A 17,522-nucleotide genomic window follows, 5' to 3' on the forward strand; every position below is an offset into this window, starting at 1 on the left:
CTTTCGTGAGCTAGTTTGGGGCTTTCGCTGGTGACTTTGTGCCTTTCGTGAGCTACTTTGGGGCTTTCGCAGGTGACTTTGTGCCTTTCGCGGAATGTGAACGAGTAAGCGCAAATAAAAAATCAAGAATGCTATAAAATTAGCATTCTTGATTTTCGAACGGGACACCAGAAAGTCAAAATTAGACTTTTTTAGACAATCTCTTTTATTTAATAGTATAGACTGTTGCTCTACGCACCCCTTTCTTTGGAAGTTTCATTTTAACTAGATTATTATTCAATGTGTGCCTTGATTTTACCTGCAAATAGTGGAGGCAATCATTCATTGTGATCTCGGGTTTAATTAGTATAAAAAGGTCTTCTATGTTGCGTGGAATTGGATTTACGTCTGCTTGTCCACATGCAATACATATCCATGTACGTCTTGTTCTTTGTTGAAGTAGTTCTCCGCAATTCGAGCAAATAATCCCTTTTTTTAATTCTTTAGGATCGATGGAGAATCTGTCACATAGTGATTTCTCGATAAAGTCTCCATTTATATTTGTAAATATTTCACAAATATCATGAAAGCTTTCTTCTGATAATTTATTAGGTAAATCATTTAATCTTTGTATAAATAATGGAAGCTGTTTGACGAAAAAGATATTTCGGGTTTTGGGTGAGTTTTCAATGATTACATTGTTGGAAGGGAATACGAGGGCTGAATGAATGGGGGGATTCAGACCGTATTTGCGTAAAATGTTACTAATGCCATCGATGTTTCGATCAAGTTGGATGAAGGGATATCCCAATGGTGTGGTTTCATCGTTTAATGTTCGAACAATTTGGCTTTGATAGTTTTTGAAATCTATTGTACCTACTATGTTTTTGACTTCTAGGATGAGAATGTAACTTCTAGTGATGATGAGAGTATCAATTTGAACAAACCTTTTTGAGTGTAGCTTTGCATGGAAATCCGGGATAATTTTCACTTGTTGTGGGAATTCTACTTCTTCGATGAATCTATCTGTTCGTGTTTCCCCGCAATATCCTGCTTTTATTCTATCTATTTTTCCATGAATGTCTTTTAATTTTTCATGATTGTGTGGAAGTCGATGTCTTAGTCGGACTAGTGCTTGATAGCTTTTTGGAACTGGTCTAATAATTTCTATAGCAATCTCTCCTTTTGTACTGTTCTGTCTATTAGGGTATCAAATACTATTAAGGAAATCAATAGATATTGGATATTGTGGAAGTTTGGGGCTTTCGCAAGTGACTTTGGGGCTTTCATGAAAGAGTTTGCGGCTTTCGCAAGCGACTTTGCGCCTTTCATAGTCGACTTTGTGGCTTTTGCGGCTGATGGATATTTTCAGGACACCAAAAAACCACTAGAATGATCTAGTGGTTTAGGACTTTGGAAAGGAATGTTTTGGCGCGTTCGGAATCTGGGTTTGTGAAGAATTTGGATGGTGCTGCGCGTTCGACGATTTTGCCTTCTGCCATGAAGACAATTTCGTCGCAGATTTCTTTGGCGAAGCCCATTTCGTGTGTTACTACGACCATGGTCATACCGTCTTTTGCTAGTTTACGAATGGCATCGAGCACTTCGGTTACCATTTCTGGATCGAGTGCGGATGTTGGTTCGTCAAATAGCATCACTTTTGGGTCCATTGCTAGAGATCGAGCAATGGCAACACGTTGTTGTTGACCACCAGATAGTCTGCTTGGGTAAGCGTCGAATTTGTCTGCAAGTCCAAGAGATGTAAGTAGTTCTTTTCCTCTTTTTTCTGCTTCTTCTTTGCTTTGTCCTTTTACTTTGATTGGCGCCATTGTTACATTTTCTAAAGCCGTTAAGAACGGAAATAGGTTGAAGCTTTGAAAAACGAAGCCAATGTTTGTACGTGCTTTATTGATATCCGTCTTTTTATCATGGATAGAAATTCCATCTACAATAATTTCACCAGTGTTTATTGGTTCTAGTGAGTTAATCGTACGAATTAGTGTCGATTTACCAGCACCACTTGGCCCGATTAAAGCGATGACATTTGATTTCGGCACTTCGAGCGAAACGTCGGTTAGGACGTGGTGGTCGCCGAAGCTTTTATTGACATTTTTAATAGATATCATTTGGTTACACCTTCCTTAACGTTATGCGTCGCTCTTCATTAATCGTTTTTCGAAGTATCTAATGATTAATGATAGGCTGAATGTCATGATGAAATAGATTAGCGCAACAAAAGTCCATACTTCAATCGACCGGAAAGATGTAGCTACTAAGTTTTTTGCGTTTAGCGTTAAGTCGGTTGCTGCGATAACTGATACTAGTGATGAGTCTTTAATGAGCATAATAAATTGCGATGCAAGCGGTGGTAATACTCTTCTAAATGCTTGTGGCAAGATAATATGTGTCATTGCTTTTGTATGAGACATCCCAAGAGATCGCGCTGCTTCCATTTGCCCTTTTGGAACACCTTGAATACCAGCACGGACGATTTCAGCAATAAATGCTCCCGCAAAGATTGCTAATGCTGTGATAGCGCCCCAATAGGAGCCCAATTTAAAATATTGTCCGAGTACAAAGTAAATCCACATGAGTAATACAAGCAGTGGAACTCCGCGAATAACTTCTACGTATATAGTAGCTATTAATCTAATAATCTTGTTTGTCGAAACACGTCCCAGTCCAAAAATAATACCTATAGGAAGTGCAATAAGAATTGCTAGTATGGAAATTTCTAATGTTTTCAGGGCGCCATCAATAAAGACGTCCATATTACGTGGTATTACACTCCAGTCATAATTCATGGTTGGACCTCCTCTAGTTGGTAGAGTATTTTATTCGTCTACTACTTCACTTAACCAATCAGAAGTTTCGAACCATTTGTTACGAGAAGCAAGCTCTGATGGGCTATCGATATAGCTGTAAAGGAATGAGTTAACCCATTGAACTGTTTCGAAATCATTTTTCTTAATAGCGATACCAAGGTTTTCAGAAGAGATTAATCCTTCTAATTGTGTTACTTCGCTTGGGTTTTTCAGTTTCCAAACTGCGATTGCAGGCTCGTCATATACTACTGCATCTGCTTTACCTTGAGCCATAGCTGCTGCTGCTGTTGGGAATTCTTCAAAATCTAGTACTTCTGCATTTTTGAATACATCTTTTGCAAGTAAAGCACCAGTTGTTCCGATACCTACAGCAATTTTGTTACCTTTTACATCAAGTTCTTGCCATGTTTTTGTTGTTTTGTCTGATGAAGGAAGCATTACTGCTTGACCTGTTTGGAAGTACGGGTTTGCAAAGCTTACCGCTAGTGCACGGTCACCACGAATTGTCATACCTGCAAAAATCATGTCAACTTCACCTGTTTGTAGTGCAGGAATTAAACCATCAAATGTAAATTGTTTGTATTCTACGTCTACTCCAAGTGCTTTACCAAGTGCATTTGCAGTATCTACGTCATATCCAACGAAATCGCCATTTGGATCCTTCATATCAAATGGGAAATATCCAGGAGACATCCCAACAATTAACTTTTTCTCTTTTAATACTTTTTGTAGTGTGGAGTTGTCTGTTGATACTCCACCGCCTGAATCATTGCTACACCCAGCAACGACCAATGCAGTTATCATAATTAATGCTGCCAGCCATTTCTTCATTTTTTTATTACCCCCAGTTTTATATTCTCCAGTTCCCCTTATATTAAAGTACTGAATTATTAGTAGTATAAGTTATTATTATTCAACTGTCTACATAAAAAATAAATTGACGTAATATTTTTATAATTAATTCTATTTGAAAAAAGATACAAAATAAGGTATAAATATCATATAGGATAAGTGTTTATGAGACAATTAGAATAATTATTAATTTATCAGTATAGTGTTTTATTATTCTGTTAATTGTATAATTATTCATATGGGGTGAAAAGATGGAATTTCCTAAAGAGGAAGTCGGGAAAAGAATACGGTATTTACGCAGATTACAAGGTTTGACGTCAGAAGAGTTAGCGAAACTTGCTGGGATTAGTCAGAGTATGATTTCGCAGATTGAAAGAGGGCAAGTTTCTCCTTCACTTGAAACGCTCTGGAAGTTGAGCCATAGTTTAAAAGTTCCAGTGTTTTCATTTTTTGAAACAGAGGCATCTGATGCGGTAACTATTTTTCGAGCTGGTGAAGCACAGTTGATTAAGCGAGTTCGACCGAATGTGAGCTATGAATTATTATCGCCGAGTTCGGGAAAACAAATGAGTTTTTTCAAAATGAATGTCTCTCCTGGCGAAGATTTGAATGCGCCATTTATGTATCACGCTGGTGAAGAGTGTGGAATTATGCTGTCAGGGAGTTTGCGTATAGAAGTAGAAAATGAGGTTCATATGGTTCACGAGGGCGATAGTATTTATTTTGATAGCTCTCTTCCACATCGTTTTATGAATCTTGGTGACAAAGATGCCGTTGCGATTTGGGTCATGACACATACTTTTTAAAAAAAGAAGCCCTTACAGGCTTCTTTTTTTATGACATCCAACCATGTAGCGCACCGAGCAATGAGAAGATAACGACGTGATCACAAATTGCGATTAGCGTTGATTTTTTGGAGATTAGACCGAATAAAGCATTTTTTACATACACCATTTTAATAATAATCCCAATGATAAATCCGATTAGCGCTCCTTGCAGAAGACTTTCTGCACTTACAGCATGTACAAGAACCGCAACTAAAAATGAACTAATGAATGCAATAATTACTGAGTAGATATATTTGAACGTTCCTTTTGTTTGTTGCTCTTTTTTATTTGACAATAAAGTTGAATAATAAATTCCACCATATATCATGTACAAAAATCCACCGATAATTACGGCCAAATAATTTAAGCTACCGAAGTCAATTGTCATGAAAACACCCCTTTTATGAATCTTTCAATGCTTCTGTGCGAACTAATTCAATAAAGTCATTCACTACTTTTTCATTGCTTTTTTTAGGAGCTAGTTTCATGAGAATCTTTGCCAAGAAATTTACCCCTTCATTCTGCCCCGTATAGATAAACTTGGTCGATTTTTCATCTAGCTTAATGAGTGTAAATCCAGCTTGGATTTTAAACATCTTCGCTAGTGTAAACTCAATTCGGTTATGCTTTTTTTGATCGGTGTTTTCGTATTCGATATCTGTCACAATGTACTTTTCTGTTCTTTTTCCTTCTTTGTACGTTTGCTCGTAAGTGGAACCAACTACACCTTCTTTTAGTTCTAGTGGTTTATGCTCTACAATATTTGGCATGATTCGCTGAATTTGATCCAATTGAAAAAGCCCCCATATTGTATCGATAGATGCTGGTATGATGATTTCTTTGTTCCAAGTAAGCATGTGGTTTCCTCCTTCAATAATTGAACTTTTTCTAAAGTGTACCATCTTTATGTGCGATTGCGATTATTTTATTCCACAATAAAAGACCGCCCTATTTGAAGGGACGATCCTTTGATGTGAATAGCGGTTCTCAGAGCGCTTTAATTCATGTTTGACTAACAAACGTTAGAATGGAAGAAAGGATTTCGACAGCTTGATCGATTTCTTCGGTTGCCACGGTTAATGGTGGCAGAAGTCGGATAACATTTGGTCCTGCTCCAACTAATAGCAAGCCTGCTTGTTCTGCTTTTTGAATATAAGATTGTACGTCAACATCACATACAATACCTAAAAGTAGACCTGTTCCTACTATAGTATGTCCAGGCAATGCTACTTTTAATTTTTCTTGAAAGTAATTTGATTTTTCATTGACCGCTTCTAAAAATTCTTCTTCGAATACATGGTTCAAGACGGTTTGCGCGACTGCTACTGCAAGTGGGTTGCCGCCAAATGTTGTTCCATGTGTTCCAGGTCCGAATGTGTCGTACAGTTCGGTTGTGCCGAGCATTGCTCCAATTGGGAAGCCGCCTCCAAGACCTTTCGCTAATGTTATAATGTCTGGTTTCAGAACCGTTTGCTCGTATGCGAAGCGAGTTCCTGTGCGACCAATGCCCGTTTGGACTTCATCCACAATCAATAAAATGCCCTTCGATGCACAGATATCCGCAACTACTTGAGCGAATTCAGGTGTGATTTGATTTACTCCACCTTCACCTTGGATAATTTCTAGCATAATCGCACCGACACTGTCATCAACAGAGGCTTCTAGTTGCTCGATATCGTTGAATGGAACTGTACGGAATGTTTCTAAAAGTGGTCCAAATCCAAGTCGGACTTTATCTTGACCAGTTGCGGACATTGCGCCAAATGTGCGCCCGTGAAATGAATTCTCGAAAGTGATAATTGTATGTTTTCCAGTATGCTTGCGAGCTAGCTTGATAGCGGCTTCGTTTGCTTCTGCTCCACTGTTACAGAAAAATACATGTGCAAAATGCGTATGCTCGATAAGTGACGTTGCAAGTTGTACTTGCTCAGGGCTTTCAAATAAATTAGATGTATGCCATAGCTTTTCGCTTTGCTGTTGAATTGCTTGAACGATTGCCGGATGAGCATGACCAAGACTCAGTACAGCAATACCACTTGTAAAATCGAGGTATTCTTTTCCAGCTTGATCTGTCACGATTGTGCCCTTCCCTTTTACTAGATGAACTGGGCGACGCGCGTAGTTTTGGAATAATGAACTCATGCAAATACCTCCTGATGAAGAATGGTCGTACCTTCTAATTGATCTCCGACAATTTGAACAGAAGGGATGCCAGCCGTTAAGCAAGCTAGAGCTGCTTCTACTTTCGGAATCATCCCTCCATATATATCGCCAGATTCCATCCAATTTGCGATTGCTGAAGGAGAAATAAGCGATTGCACTTCTCCTTCAATTTTTATCCCTGCTGTATCTGTCACGAGTAACAGGCTATCTGCTTTCATCGCAAGTGCTACTTCACTTGCAACGGTATCGCCGTTTATATTGAGTGCTTCCCCATCTTCTGTGCAACCAATACAAGCAATAACTGGAACAATCCCATTTGCAAGAAGCGTATCGAGTAATATGCTGTTCACATCTGTTATGTCCCCTACAAATCCATATACCTCTTTATTTAGAAAAGTACATGTGAGCAAGTTTCCATCGTAACCATTTAAACCAAGTGCTTTTATTCCCGCTTTATTCAGCTGGTGCACTAAATTTGGATTCACTTGGCCAATAAGCGTTGACTGGACGATATGAACCGCTTCTTGTGATGTGACTCGAATTCCATTTAACGCAGTGGACACCACATTGTTTTTTGCTAATTGTTTATTTATCGCAGGGCCTCCACCATGTACGATGAGGAGATCGTTTCCTTGTTCTTGGAGTCGTTTGAAGTTGGCGAAGAAGGTATCATTTAAGCCTTCGAGCATGCTTCCACCAAGTTTTACTACGATACGTTTACGAGCGGTAGGTTGCGTTGATTTGGACATAGTCATACGTTAAATCGCACCCCCATGCATAGCCATGGCCGTCCCCTTGATGAAGCTCAACAACGATTTTCACTTCAGGTTGCTTCAAATAAACAATCAGATCCTCTTCTGAAAATGGAACTGGCTCGCTATTTTCTACTACTGTTGTTGAGCCTAGTTGAATTGAAATCGTATTTGGATTAATTGTTGCACCGCTATATCCAACAGCAGCGATTACTCTTCCCCAGTTCGCATCACAGCCAAAAACGGCTGTTTTAACAAGAGGTGAGCCAACAACCGTTTTGGCAATTTTTCGCGCCTCTACGTCATTCAATGCCCCTAGCACTTCGACTTCAATTAGCTTCGTCGCACCTTCTCCGTCTTTTGCAATCATTTTTGCTAAATCTAAGGAAACCGCATGCAATGTTTGCACAAAAATATCCCATTCTGGATGATTTGGAGTAAGCGTATCATTTTCTGCCAAGCCGTTCGCCATAACGATAACCATATCATTCGTAGACGTGTCGCCATCGACTGTAATCGAGTTGAATGTAATGTCTGTAATGGATTTTAGTGCTGCTTGCAGATGGTTTGATTCGATATTTGCATCGGTTGTAATAAAACCAAGCATTGTCGCCATATTTGGCTCAATCATTCCAGAACCTTTTGCAACACCAGCAATCATTACTTCTTTTCCATCGATAGATGTTTTGTATGCTGTATTTTTCGTCACAGTGTCTGTCGTCATAATAGCTTGAGCGAATTGAATCGCTCCTTCTAATTCATCAATTGGTTGTAAGTTTTGAATACCGTCGATAACTGGCTTCATTTTCATGATTTCTCCAATAACACCAGTCGAAGCAACGCCTACTAAATTTGGGGAGATTCCTAGTTTGTCAGCCGTTTCTTTTTGCATTGTAAGCGCATCTGCCATCCCTCGCTTGCCTGTGCATGCATTTGCATTTCCAGAGTTGACGATAATCGCCTGCATTTTGCCAGTTTCGTAAACAATCTCTTTCGTTACTAATAACGGAGCTGCTTGAATTACATTTGTCGTGAAAACACCTGCAACACTCGCTGGTACTTCGCTAACTAGTAACGCAAGATCCTTTTTCTTATGTTTAAGACCGCAGTGAAGACCAGTTGCTTTGAAACCTTTTGGTGATGCTATATTTTTATATGAAATTTTTTTCATAATCGCCGTTGATGTTGTCAAATGAAATTCCTCCTATATGAATAATGGTACTTGCTGGAGACCTGTCGTTTGATCCAAACCGAATTGTACATTCATATTTTGAATCCCCTGACCTGCTGCTCCTTTTACTAAATTGTCGATAACCGAAACGATAGTCGCTCGGTTTGTTCTGGGGTCTACTCTCACATGTATGTCACAGTAGTTCGATCCATACACTTGATTGGTTCCAAATTTATTGGTTTCTTTTATTATTCGAACGAATGGATGATGCGCGTATGTTTCTTCTAATGCGTTCACAAGTTGTTTTTCAGTTACTCCTTCATTGGCCGGGGCATAGCTTGTTGCAAGTATTCCCCTCGTCATCGGAACGAGATGTGTTGTGAATGTGATTGGTGATGCGTGGCCCGTAAACTGGCTAATCGTTTGTTCCATTTCCGGGATATGTTGGTGTTGATGTATTTTATAGATTGCTGTATTTTCATTTGTCTCGCTGAAGTGTGTCATTTGGCTCGGCTTGTTCCCCGCTCCAGATACGCCACTTTTCGCATCAATAACAATTTGTGTTGCGTCGATTAAGTTTTCTTTTAGCAATGGAAGTAGTGAAAGTAAAACTGCTGTCGGATAACATCCTGGATTGGCGATAAGTTGTGCCTGTTGAATCGCTTTTTCGTTCCACTCCGTTAAACCATATACACTTTTTTCGAGTGCCGATTTTGGTGCTGGTTCTTTTTTATACCATTGTTTGTACTGTGCTGGATCTTTTAAGCGAAAGTCACCAGACAAGTCGATAAGCCGTGTTCTTTTCCCGATTAACGGTGGCAGTAATTCACTCGTCACCCCTGCAGGAGTACTTGCGAATAAAACATCAAACTCTGCTAACTTATCATTTTCTATTTTCAGAAGAGGTTGGTCATGGATATTCAATAAGTGTGCATATTTATGCGAAAAAATGATTCCTTCTTCTGAAGAGGTAAATAGATCAATTCTTTCGACTTCCGAATGATTATGTAATAGTCGGATCAATTCCAGTCCGCCATATCCTGATGCTCCAATAATTCCAACTTTCATACCAATCACCTCCAAAGTAAGTTGAAAATAATTATATGTCTGCATAAATATAAAGTCAACTGCATTTTTATATATTGCAGAAATATTTTTTGGTGCCAGCCACCCACACAATTCAATTTTCGAATACAAAAAAAGAGCACTTTTCGCAAAGTCGCTCTTTTTAGGTTGAAACTATTTTATTGCGCGTAATCGTGCACTCAATAAATAGAGTCCTTCTTATTCAAATAATGTAGTGTAGCTTGCTCAAATCCACCTGTTCTCCAAAGTGCAATTTTATAATATCCCGCCTTCTTCGAGCTTTCAATCCATTGAGCTAACGTAACATCATCTGCGTACCAAACTGTATGTTTTTTATTTTCTTTATCTAAGTATTCAAAATAGACACTTCCACTTGCTTCATCTCTTTTTACAGGGGTAATGCTTATTTTTTTTAGATTAGCCGCTTCACTTTCCGTTAAAGCAGTTATCTTCCCCTCTTCCGGCCAATCAAACCCTCCTGTTGCAAATGCTAAAAAATTCTCTCCAGGTAGCTGTTTCATCTTTTGAGCCATTTTTCCTATAAAGGGATGATCAGCCTTAGGGCCTGGTCCACTATGATAACCATACAAATTATAAACCATCATCACATAGGTAGGTCCCTTTGGTAAGTTTATTTTCTCTATTGGAGTTCGAGGTTCTAATACTATCCTAAGTGACTTTCCAGATGCTTTAAGTTTTATATATAATTCTTCGTAAAAGGCACAAATATTCTCCCAATCTGCGTCTTTCACTTTTTCATAGTCAATTTCCACACCACGGAAATCATATTCATTTGCTAATTTAACAATATCATCAATATGCGCTTTACGACTCTCTTTTGTTGCCATAAGCCTTGTTAGTAAATCCGAATCCTTTTGAACAGCTTTACCATCTTCTTTGAATTGGTCATTTACGATTGTTAAGTCGACTTTGACTAAACTACCCTCTTTAGCTATCTTCATTATATTAGGAATCGCCTCTATGTTTTCTTCTGTGTAAAATAAGCGATCTGTACTATTAAAGTAAGCCGCAAATACTTGTACACTTGTAAGTCCATTCGTTATACTTCTATAATCTTCAATACCCGATTTCCACTGCCAATCCGTAATCCATGCTGACAGTTCTATTTCACGTTCTTTCGCACTTGGTTTAGTCTCATTTGTGCAGCCCCAAATTATAAAAAGCGAAACAACAATGCCAGTAATCATTAAACTTCGATATTGTGATGAGTTAACTTTCGACATATTAATAAACCCCTTTAAAATGTGTCAATTACCCAATTTGTCACATTATCAAAATATTTCAAAATGCTACTAATCCCTTGCTGATAGCTATTTAAAGTGTTTTCAAAAAGTACTTCTTCTTCATTATCATCTTTAATCGATGTAATTATTATATCATCAAAAACACCATCATAAATATCATCTTTCTTATTTTGCTTATGGTATTGCGCTCCTATTGCTACACTACCTTTTGAAATACCTTCATTAATCTCCTGATTGTCCAAAATTGTTTTTTCATCTACTTGAACACTTAGCTTATTTTCTTGAATGATAATTTCAAATTGTCTCGTTCCTTTTATGTTCACTTGATACTCATCTTCAGGTGTACGGGCTCCTCCCATAGTCTGCCCTTTTGTGTATACAGATGCTTTATCAAAAGTTATATCCTTGATACGCTTTTCAATTTCATCCAGTTCGTAAACACCTAACTCTTTTTCAATTTTTCCAGAAACCTTTTCCTTCACAATGACTTTATTGTTTTCTAGCATTATTTGAACATACGATTTCTTTTCCTCATTATTACGTAGATAGATTGATTGTCTCCCGACAACATTTCCTTCAAGATTTGCTGTGAACTTTATATCTCCAAAATCTTCGCTTCCCGTTAATTGTAACTTTCCTTCTTTTGCGGGAGGAGAAGTAAGTATAATTCTGTTATCCATAAACTCCGAAACTCCACCAAATTGTTTCCACTTAGCTGCTCGTTTCTCATCGCCAGTTAAAAACTCCATCTTTTGAGAAGTGTCTTTTTGAATTTTCATAAGCAAATGATTCGTATACCAATAAGGTGCAGGTTGAACTCTCGAAAGATTCATTACACTTGCTCCGCTTTTATTGTATGCATTGCCTTCTAAGTTAAAATGAATATTAAATATTTTTTTGATTTCTTCATCGTTCACTTTTGTTACTAAATTATTCATCCCTCCATAAAGTGCATTTGCATGCATAATCATATACACATTCGGTACAAATCCGAACTCTTTTGTATAGATTTCCTCCATGAGCTTATAATCTTCCATAATTCTGCTTTCCATCTCTTCTTTATTTTCTATTGGAATCATGTTTTCATCTCTAATGAAATCCATTAAATAATGATTATAGTACTCAATATGTTCTTTGTTCGTCACATCATTTTCATCTTTCATACCAACATGTTTTCCTTCACGATCAAAAATATTAATGTATGTTAGTCTGTATCCATTACTTCCTAGTTCCCAAAAACCACTTTTTTTCATTTCTAACATATCTTTGGGTTGGAGAAATTTATTGTCCTTGCTTCCTACTTTATTTGCATATGATAAAAAAGTAGCTTTGTAATTGTACTTTTTTAAAATGGGATGAGCAAATATGCTGGAATCATTACGTCCATCTTCAAACGAAAGAAAAAGCGCTTTTTCTGGCAACGCCTTCCCTTTCTCATAAAAATCAATTACATCTTGTTGTGAAATCGTTTGATAACCTTGCTCGTATAATGATTTTAGTTGCTTATTCAATTGGCTTTTTTCAATTAACTTTGGCGTACCATTTCGATCCACACCAAAATAAGACAAGGCAACGAATCCCTTTTTATTTGTCCATTGTGACTTATCAGGCTCTTCATATTTTCTAAAGTCTATTAATGCATTGAACAATAAAAACCCAACAACGAACAATATCCCTAATTGAATTATTGTTCTAGAAGTTTTTTTACGATTTTTCTTTTGATAATCTAAGACAGAACTTTGACTTTTTTTAAACATTGCTGTCTTCCTCACTTTATGAATCCTTCAATGATTGTGTATCCAAAACAATCTGATTCTTTTTCTTTTTTCGCTTCTTTGCATTCTTTTTATCACGCGCTTCAATGTCTTGTGGAGTTTCTCTTGTTCCCCAAGTGGATTTCCAAAAAGTTACCCAAGCAACCGGCATCTGCCACAGTAAAACAAACTCATAAAACGCACAAAATATAAAGCCAAAAACCCATAGCTTACTTTTTCTAAACATTAAATGTGCAAGACTCATAAGTAAAGCCATTAATAATAGCCCCATTAAAAATGTCAAAGGAAAAACATTATGCACAAGCGGAACGTAAAGTAAGTTATAAACAACAATAATTGGTGCAGCTATCGGAACGATTAACCCCACGTAAAAAAATAACGCCATAAACGGTTCCTTTTTCCAAATGAATGTCGCAGCAATTAGTGATTCACGAAGCCAAGAGCGCTTCCAACGCATTTGCTGTTTTAAGAAAAAGCCCATATTTGATGGAACGATTGTCGAGCAAATTGCAGTATCTTGATATCCTGTCCGGTGGGTCCTCAATATGAAATTCGTCATACTTCGATCATCACCAAAAGTAGCTGGTTGCCCTAAAAATTTTTGATTCAACCATGCATCTGTATGCTTAACTATAAGCTCTTTTCGATAACATGCTAAGGGTCCTGATAAGCAAGTAACGCTATCAAAATAAGACTCAGCTGCTTTCATAATACGAAAAGCGATATAATATCGAACTGTCTGTAATTTCGTAACTGTATTCGTATACTTATTTTCTACATCTGTACGCCCTGCAACTCCACCCATTTTAGGATCTTGGAAAGGTTGCACTAAGTTCCTTATTGCATTCGGCTCTAAGAAACTATCAGAATCTACAAAAACTACGAGGTCATGCTTAGCCATTTCTACACCCTTAACTAAAGCAACTCGTTTTCCTCCGTTTACTTCTAATACATGCATTTTTAAACGCTCTTTAGTTTTGTATCGCTCAGCCTCTTTATGAATGAGCGCAATTACTTTTTCAATTTGCTTTACTGTGCCATCTGTTGATCTATCATCCACAACAATAACTTCTATTTTATCTACTGGATAATCCTGATTAATACAACTTAATATCGTTCGATGAATCCACTCTTCTTCATTAAAACAAGGGATAATAATCGAAACACCTGGTGTGTATTCCTTGTTTATCGGTACATTTTTATACAAAATACCAAATAAATATCGAGTAAGTAAAAATGTTGCTGCTATTAAACTATATAAATACAATACTTTATTGTATTTAAAGTAAATGACACTTTCTGCACGCATAAGCATAACTAAAAGAGCAACTATGAATAGCAAACTACTTGCCATGACTAGAGAGTAACCCCAGCGTTTTTTCTGAAAATATTCTGTTAAGGGCTTCGCAAATTCTATTGCTACCATTTGCTTTACTTGTCCATCTTGTTCTTTAGTAAATACCCTTACCACAACTGCTTCCAGCTTGACTAAAGACTCAAACCCTTCTGGCATCGTTGCCGGAGGTAAATCAAATTTCATGTGAACTGAATCGCCAACTGTGTACATCGTATTTTCTATATCCAACTCAATAAGTAGTCCTGTTATAGAAATATCAACCGCTTTTGCTTTTATACCTTTTCTCTTTTTCATTCCTTTTGGAGTAATCAAAACTTCAAAATCCGAAACATATCTTAAACTAAGCATGCGCAACTTATTTTTATAGTTTGAATCAGCTTCTTTTTCATCAATTTTTGTACTTTTCGTTCCACGGCGATCCACTGTTATACGTATACTTTCAGGGTCTGGAACGTTCGATAATGTACGTCTATCTTCCAGAGGTGTCGTAAGGACTTCTTTGATTATCTTTGTCTTTTTTTTATACACAGTCACTTTACTCCTTAATTACTTAAAAGGTTTATTTGAGATGTAATTTCCTTAAAAGCCAATTTTTTTATCATTATTACATATTCATCAGTTCTGTCATTTTGATAAACTCATACCCTTTACCTTTTAAGTTTTCTATAATAATAGGTAAGGCCTCTATCGTATGTTTATCATCTAAAATATGAAGCAATATGACACTTCCCGTTGTAGTTTTGTCCATAACAGATTGCACAATATCTTCTGCACTATTATTCACGTCCCAATCAAACGCAGTAACATCATAAAGCGCTACTTCCGGATAACCTGCCGCCGCAATTACTTTCGCTGTAGGCTCATCAACCGATCCTGTAGCTGGTCTAAATAACATGGTAGGTTTTTGTTGTATCGCTTCAGTTAGTACTTCATGTGCCTTTTTCAAATCCTCTTGCAAATCTTCCGGTGTCATCTCTGTAACCACCTTATGATTATAAGAGTGACTCGCTACCTCGTGACCTTCTTCCAATATTGCTCTAGCTAAATTAGGATTTTTTTCCACTCCATTTCCGATTAAGAAAAAGGTTGCCTTTATATCGTACTTAGCTAAAATATCTAAAACATTTGTAATCGTTTTATCGCTTGCCCAATCGTCAAAAGTAAGTGAAACTACCTTTTTATCTGTTTTAGCTTTACGATAGACTTCAGAAACCGAATTCTCATAATCCTCATTAATCTTTACAGCATCATAGCCTTCTATTTCGTTAAAAGGTTTTTTTTCAATTTCTTGCTCAATTAACTTGCTAAGTGGAATAAATTTGTAATTGATATCCTCTGCCGCTTTAGAAATATAAGCAATGGATTTAACAACTTCGGGATTTATATCTGTATTTAAGGAAACTATCCCACCTCTTTTTATATACTTTTCTACGTATTTCCCAATAGCTTTTGCATCTTTCATATCTCCATCTTTTGGATTAATGTTATAGCTAATCACTGCATCCATACCAAGTTGTGCTGTAACTAATCTTACATCATCATTGTATTCACCAGATTTTGTTCGCAAATAACGTGGAGTAACTCCTGTTTCCCTTTTAATAACTTCATTGCTTAGTTGTATTTCTTTATAAATTTCTTCATAACTTAACTCATTCATGTCTAAGCGATTTAATGTATTATTTTCGATTTCATGGCCTCTTGAGAGAATTTCTTTAGCCAGTTCTGGTTCTTCCGCCACTCTCATACCTGGGAGAAAAAAAGTCGCCTTTATTCCATACAAATCCAACTCATCGAGTAGTTGTTTCACCATACTTTCGTCTCCCATTCCATTGAAGGTTAACGCTAGTACTTTGTTCGCAGTATAAATGGAGTCAATTGTTTTACTTTTCTCTCCATCATACCTAGTAACCTCCAAAGGAAGTGTTGATACTTTTTCTTCTCCTTCTTTATTACTTGCCTTATCTCCACCAAATACCCCACACCCCGAAATAATCGCAAGTGTCGCAAACAAAATAAGTATCTTAGTTCTCTTCCATTTTAAATTTGTCTGTTTATTTTTAAGCATACCAATACTCCTTATTTACAATAATTTTTCAACATATCTTATTCATAATTTAATAATCCAAACGTCACGATGTACTATTTCTTCTCCCAAAAAAACATTTTTATATCACCACAACTACCAATAAAGGTACAAAAGATATAAACCGAAAATCAAAAACATAACAACTCTATCATTTGCAGGTCATTTTTTACTAGTATAACAAATTTATTAGACTAAATACTACCAAATTTTTTAAAATACTGTTTTTGGAAATTAAACATACAAGCTATATCCTAAATTAAGAATAAACTTTTTACAATACTGAGGAATGTTAATAATCGTAAAGTCCTTTTAAATTCCAATAACGTCCAATGATCCATTAGTATTGCATTTACTAAAATTAATTTACTTACTTTTTACTATTACGCACAAAGTTTAAAATTAGGTTAAATCTTTAAAAAACAAAAAAATCCTCCTACAAATAAATTGTAGAAGAATCACTTTTTTACTAAGACAGTGCTTTTTTCCGTTTTGCCCATATATCCTCAGCCGCTCCTGAACCTAGAAGTACGCCAATAACAATTAATATTAATCCAAGGAAATGGCGAATAGTCAGTACTTCTCCTAAGAACAGTGCAGATAATAACATCGCAAATAAAGGATTTAAGTTCATAAAGATAGCCGCCTTCGTAGCTCCAGCCTGTCCAACTGCGTAGTTATACATCATATGTCCAATTGCCGTCATAATAATTGCCGAACAGAAAAATAATAGCCAAAAAACAGGTGGTGCATTCGTAAACTCCATTACTTTGCCAGGCTCAAAAATTGCACTGAGTAAAATAAGCCCGAATGAACCAATCACAAGCATATACGCTGTGAGTAGTAGTGGATTCAATGTTCTCACTGCTTTACTCACAACCATATAACTGAGCACTTGCGCAAAAATCGCCAAAAACACGTATAAATCGCCAATATTCGTTCCATGTGTTTCACTACCTATAAACACCGAAACTGTAATTCCAGCCAGCCCAATACATAAGCCCAGCCACTGCACTTTCGTTGGAAAGTATTTTAAAATAATGGCAGCTGAAATGGCTGTAAGCATCGGCCCTGTCCCAAGTATTAGACCAGCGCTCGTCCCACTCGTAATCGAAAGACCCATATTTAAAAAGTAATGATGCACAAGAACATTCGTAAGAGCCCCTAGTAATATATAAGACCACTCTTTTTTCGTAGGTTTACGAATGAGCTTCATTTTCCACAGTATTAAAAACACTGTAATTCCAGCAACAAATACTCGGTAAGCTGTCAATGTAATTGGAGGCACAATCGTTACTAAGTATTTTAAAATTGGTAAGTTTGCTCCCCAAACGAACATGACAAAAACAAGCATTGCATAGACCTTCCATTGTTTCATTTGAGGATC

The 17,522-nt window shown here is 36.9% G+C and carries 16 protein-coding genes; 1 reads left to right on the forward strand and 15 read right to left on the reverse strand.

The genetic code is table 11. The annotated features are described in order from the left end of the window. Positions 1 to 205: 205 nt before the first annotated feature. The 4 genes from RUH95_RS20565 to RUH95_RS20580 all read right to left on the reverse strand — a co-directional run bounded on the left by RUH95_RS20565 (position 206) and on the right by RUH95_RS20580 (position 3,635). A complete protein-coding gene (locus RUH95_RS20565) occupies positions 206 to 1,156 on the reverse strand; it encodes an NERD domain-containing protein (RefSeq protein ID WP_313894805.1) in 951 nt (316 codons plus the stop codon). A 220-nt stretch (positions 1,157 to 1,376) separates the two neighbouring features. Next, positions 1,377 to 2,105 (reverse strand): amino acid ABC transporter ATP-binding protein, encoded by a 729-nt coding sequence (locus tag RUH95_RS20570; protein WP_313894782.1) that lies wholly within the window; start codon positions 2,103 to 2,105, stop codon positions 1,377 to 1,379. Between the two features lie 21 nt (positions 2,106 to 2,126). Beyond that, positions 2,127 to 2,783, reverse strand: a complete 657-nt coding sequence (locus RUH95_RS20575; protein ID WP_313894783.1) for an amino acid ABC transporter permease — start codon at positions 2,781 to 2,783, stop codon at positions 2,127 to 2,129. A 30-nt stretch (positions 2,784 to 2,813) separates the two neighbouring features. Beyond that, entirely contained in the window at positions 2,814 to 3,635 is an 822-nt protein-coding gene (locus RUH95_RS20580; RefSeq protein ID WP_313894784.1) for a transporter substrate-binding domain-containing protein, read from the reverse strand. A gap of 272 nt (positions 3,636 to 3,907) precedes the next feature. Here RUH95_RS20580 and RUH95_RS20585 point away from each other — a divergent pair, with 272 nt between their 5' ends. After that, positions 3,908 to 4,462, forward strand: coding sequence for a helix-turn-helix domain-containing protein (locus tag RUH95_RS20585; RefSeq protein WP_313894785.1), 555 nt, complete (start codon positions 3,908 to 3,910; stop codon positions 4,460 to 4,462). Positions 4,463 to 4,490: 28 nt separating this feature from the next. On the opposite strand, the gene RUH95_RS20590 is transcribed toward RUH95_RS20585, so the two are convergent. From RUH95_RS20590 to RUH95_RS20640, 11 genes are all read right to left on the reverse strand, one after another. Continuing rightward, on the reverse strand, positions 4,491 to 4,871 hold the full coding sequence (locus RUH95_RS20590; RefSeq protein ID WP_313894786.1) for a DUF1761 domain-containing protein: 381 nt from the start codon (positions 4,869 to 4,871) through the stop codon (positions 4,491 to 4,493). Positions 4,872 to 4,884: 13 nt separating this feature from the next. After that, a complete protein-coding gene (locus tag RUH95_RS20595; RefSeq protein WP_313894787.1) occupies positions 4,885 to 5,340 on the reverse strand; it encodes an SRPBCC family protein in 456 nt (151 codons plus the stop codon). A gap of 145 nt (positions 5,341 to 5,485) precedes the next feature. Next, on the reverse strand, positions 5,486 to 6,625 hold the full coding sequence (locus tag RUH95_RS20600) for an acetylornithine transaminase (RefSeq protein ID WP_313894788.1): 1,140 nt from the start codon (positions 6,623 to 6,625) through the stop codon (positions 5,486 to 5,488). Then, on the reverse strand, positions 6,622 to 7,401 hold the full coding sequence (gene argB / locus RUH95_RS20605) for an acetylglutamate kinase (protein WP_313894789.1): 780 nt from the start codon (positions 7,399 to 7,401) through the stop codon (positions 6,622 to 6,624). The genes RUH95_RS20600 and argB overlap by 4 nt, the downstream gene beginning before the upstream one ends. Beyond that, positions 7,364 to 8,569, reverse strand: coding sequence for a bifunctional glutamate N-acetyltransferase/amino-acid acetyltransferase ArgJ (gene argJ, locus RUH95_RS20610; protein ID WP_313894806.1), 1,206 nt, complete (start codon positions 8,567 to 8,569; stop codon positions 7,364 to 7,366). The genes argB and argJ overlap by 38 nt, the downstream gene beginning before the upstream one ends. 33 nt (positions 8,570 to 8,602) lie before the next feature. Further along, positions 8,603 to 9,637 carry an N-acetyl-gamma-glutamyl-phosphate reductase gene (gene argC, locus RUH95_RS20615; RefSeq protein WP_313894790.1) on the reverse strand — a complete coding sequence of 345 codons (1,035 nt, stop codon included), beginning with the start codon at positions 9,635 to 9,637 and terminating at the stop codon, positions 8,603 to 8,605. Between the two features lie 197 nt (positions 9,638 to 9,834). Continuing rightward, a complete protein-coding gene (locus tag RUH95_RS20620; protein ID WP_313894791.1) occupies positions 9,835 to 10,899 on the reverse strand; it encodes a glycosyl hydrolase family 18 protein in 1,065 nt (354 codons plus the stop codon). A 14-nt stretch (positions 10,900 to 10,913) separates the two neighbouring features. Next, positions 10,914 to 12,677, reverse strand: coding sequence for a polysaccharide deacetylase family protein (locus tag RUH95_RS20625; RefSeq protein WP_313894792.1), 1,764 nt, complete (start codon positions 12,675 to 12,677; stop codon positions 10,914 to 10,916). Positions 12,678 to 12,693: 16 nt separating this feature from the next. Continuing rightward, positions 12,694 to 14,580: a glycosyltransferase gene (locus RUH95_RS20630; RefSeq protein ID WP_313894793.1), complete on the reverse strand. Its 1,887-nt coding sequence runs from the start codon at positions 14,578 to 14,580 to the stop codon at positions 12,694 to 12,696. 76 nt (positions 14,581 to 14,656) lie between these two features. Beyond that, positions 14,657 to 16,117 carry a polysaccharide deacetylase family protein gene (locus RUH95_RS20635; RefSeq protein ID WP_313894794.1) on the reverse strand — a complete coding sequence of 487 codons (1,461 nt, stop codon included), beginning with the start codon at positions 16,115 to 16,117 and terminating at the stop codon, positions 14,657 to 14,659. Positions 16,118 to 16,604: 487 nt separating this feature from the next. Further along, positions 16,605 to 17,513, reverse strand: coding sequence for a DMT family transporter (locus RUH95_RS20640; RefSeq protein WP_313894795.1), 909 nt, complete (start codon positions 17,511 to 17,513; stop codon positions 16,605 to 16,607). Between the last annotated feature and the right edge of the window lie 9 nt (positions 17,514 to 17,522).

The organism is Psychrobacillus sp. (assembly GCF_032154225.1).
GTDB lineage: Bacteria > Bacillota > Bacilli > Bacillales_A > Planococcaceae > Psychrobacillus.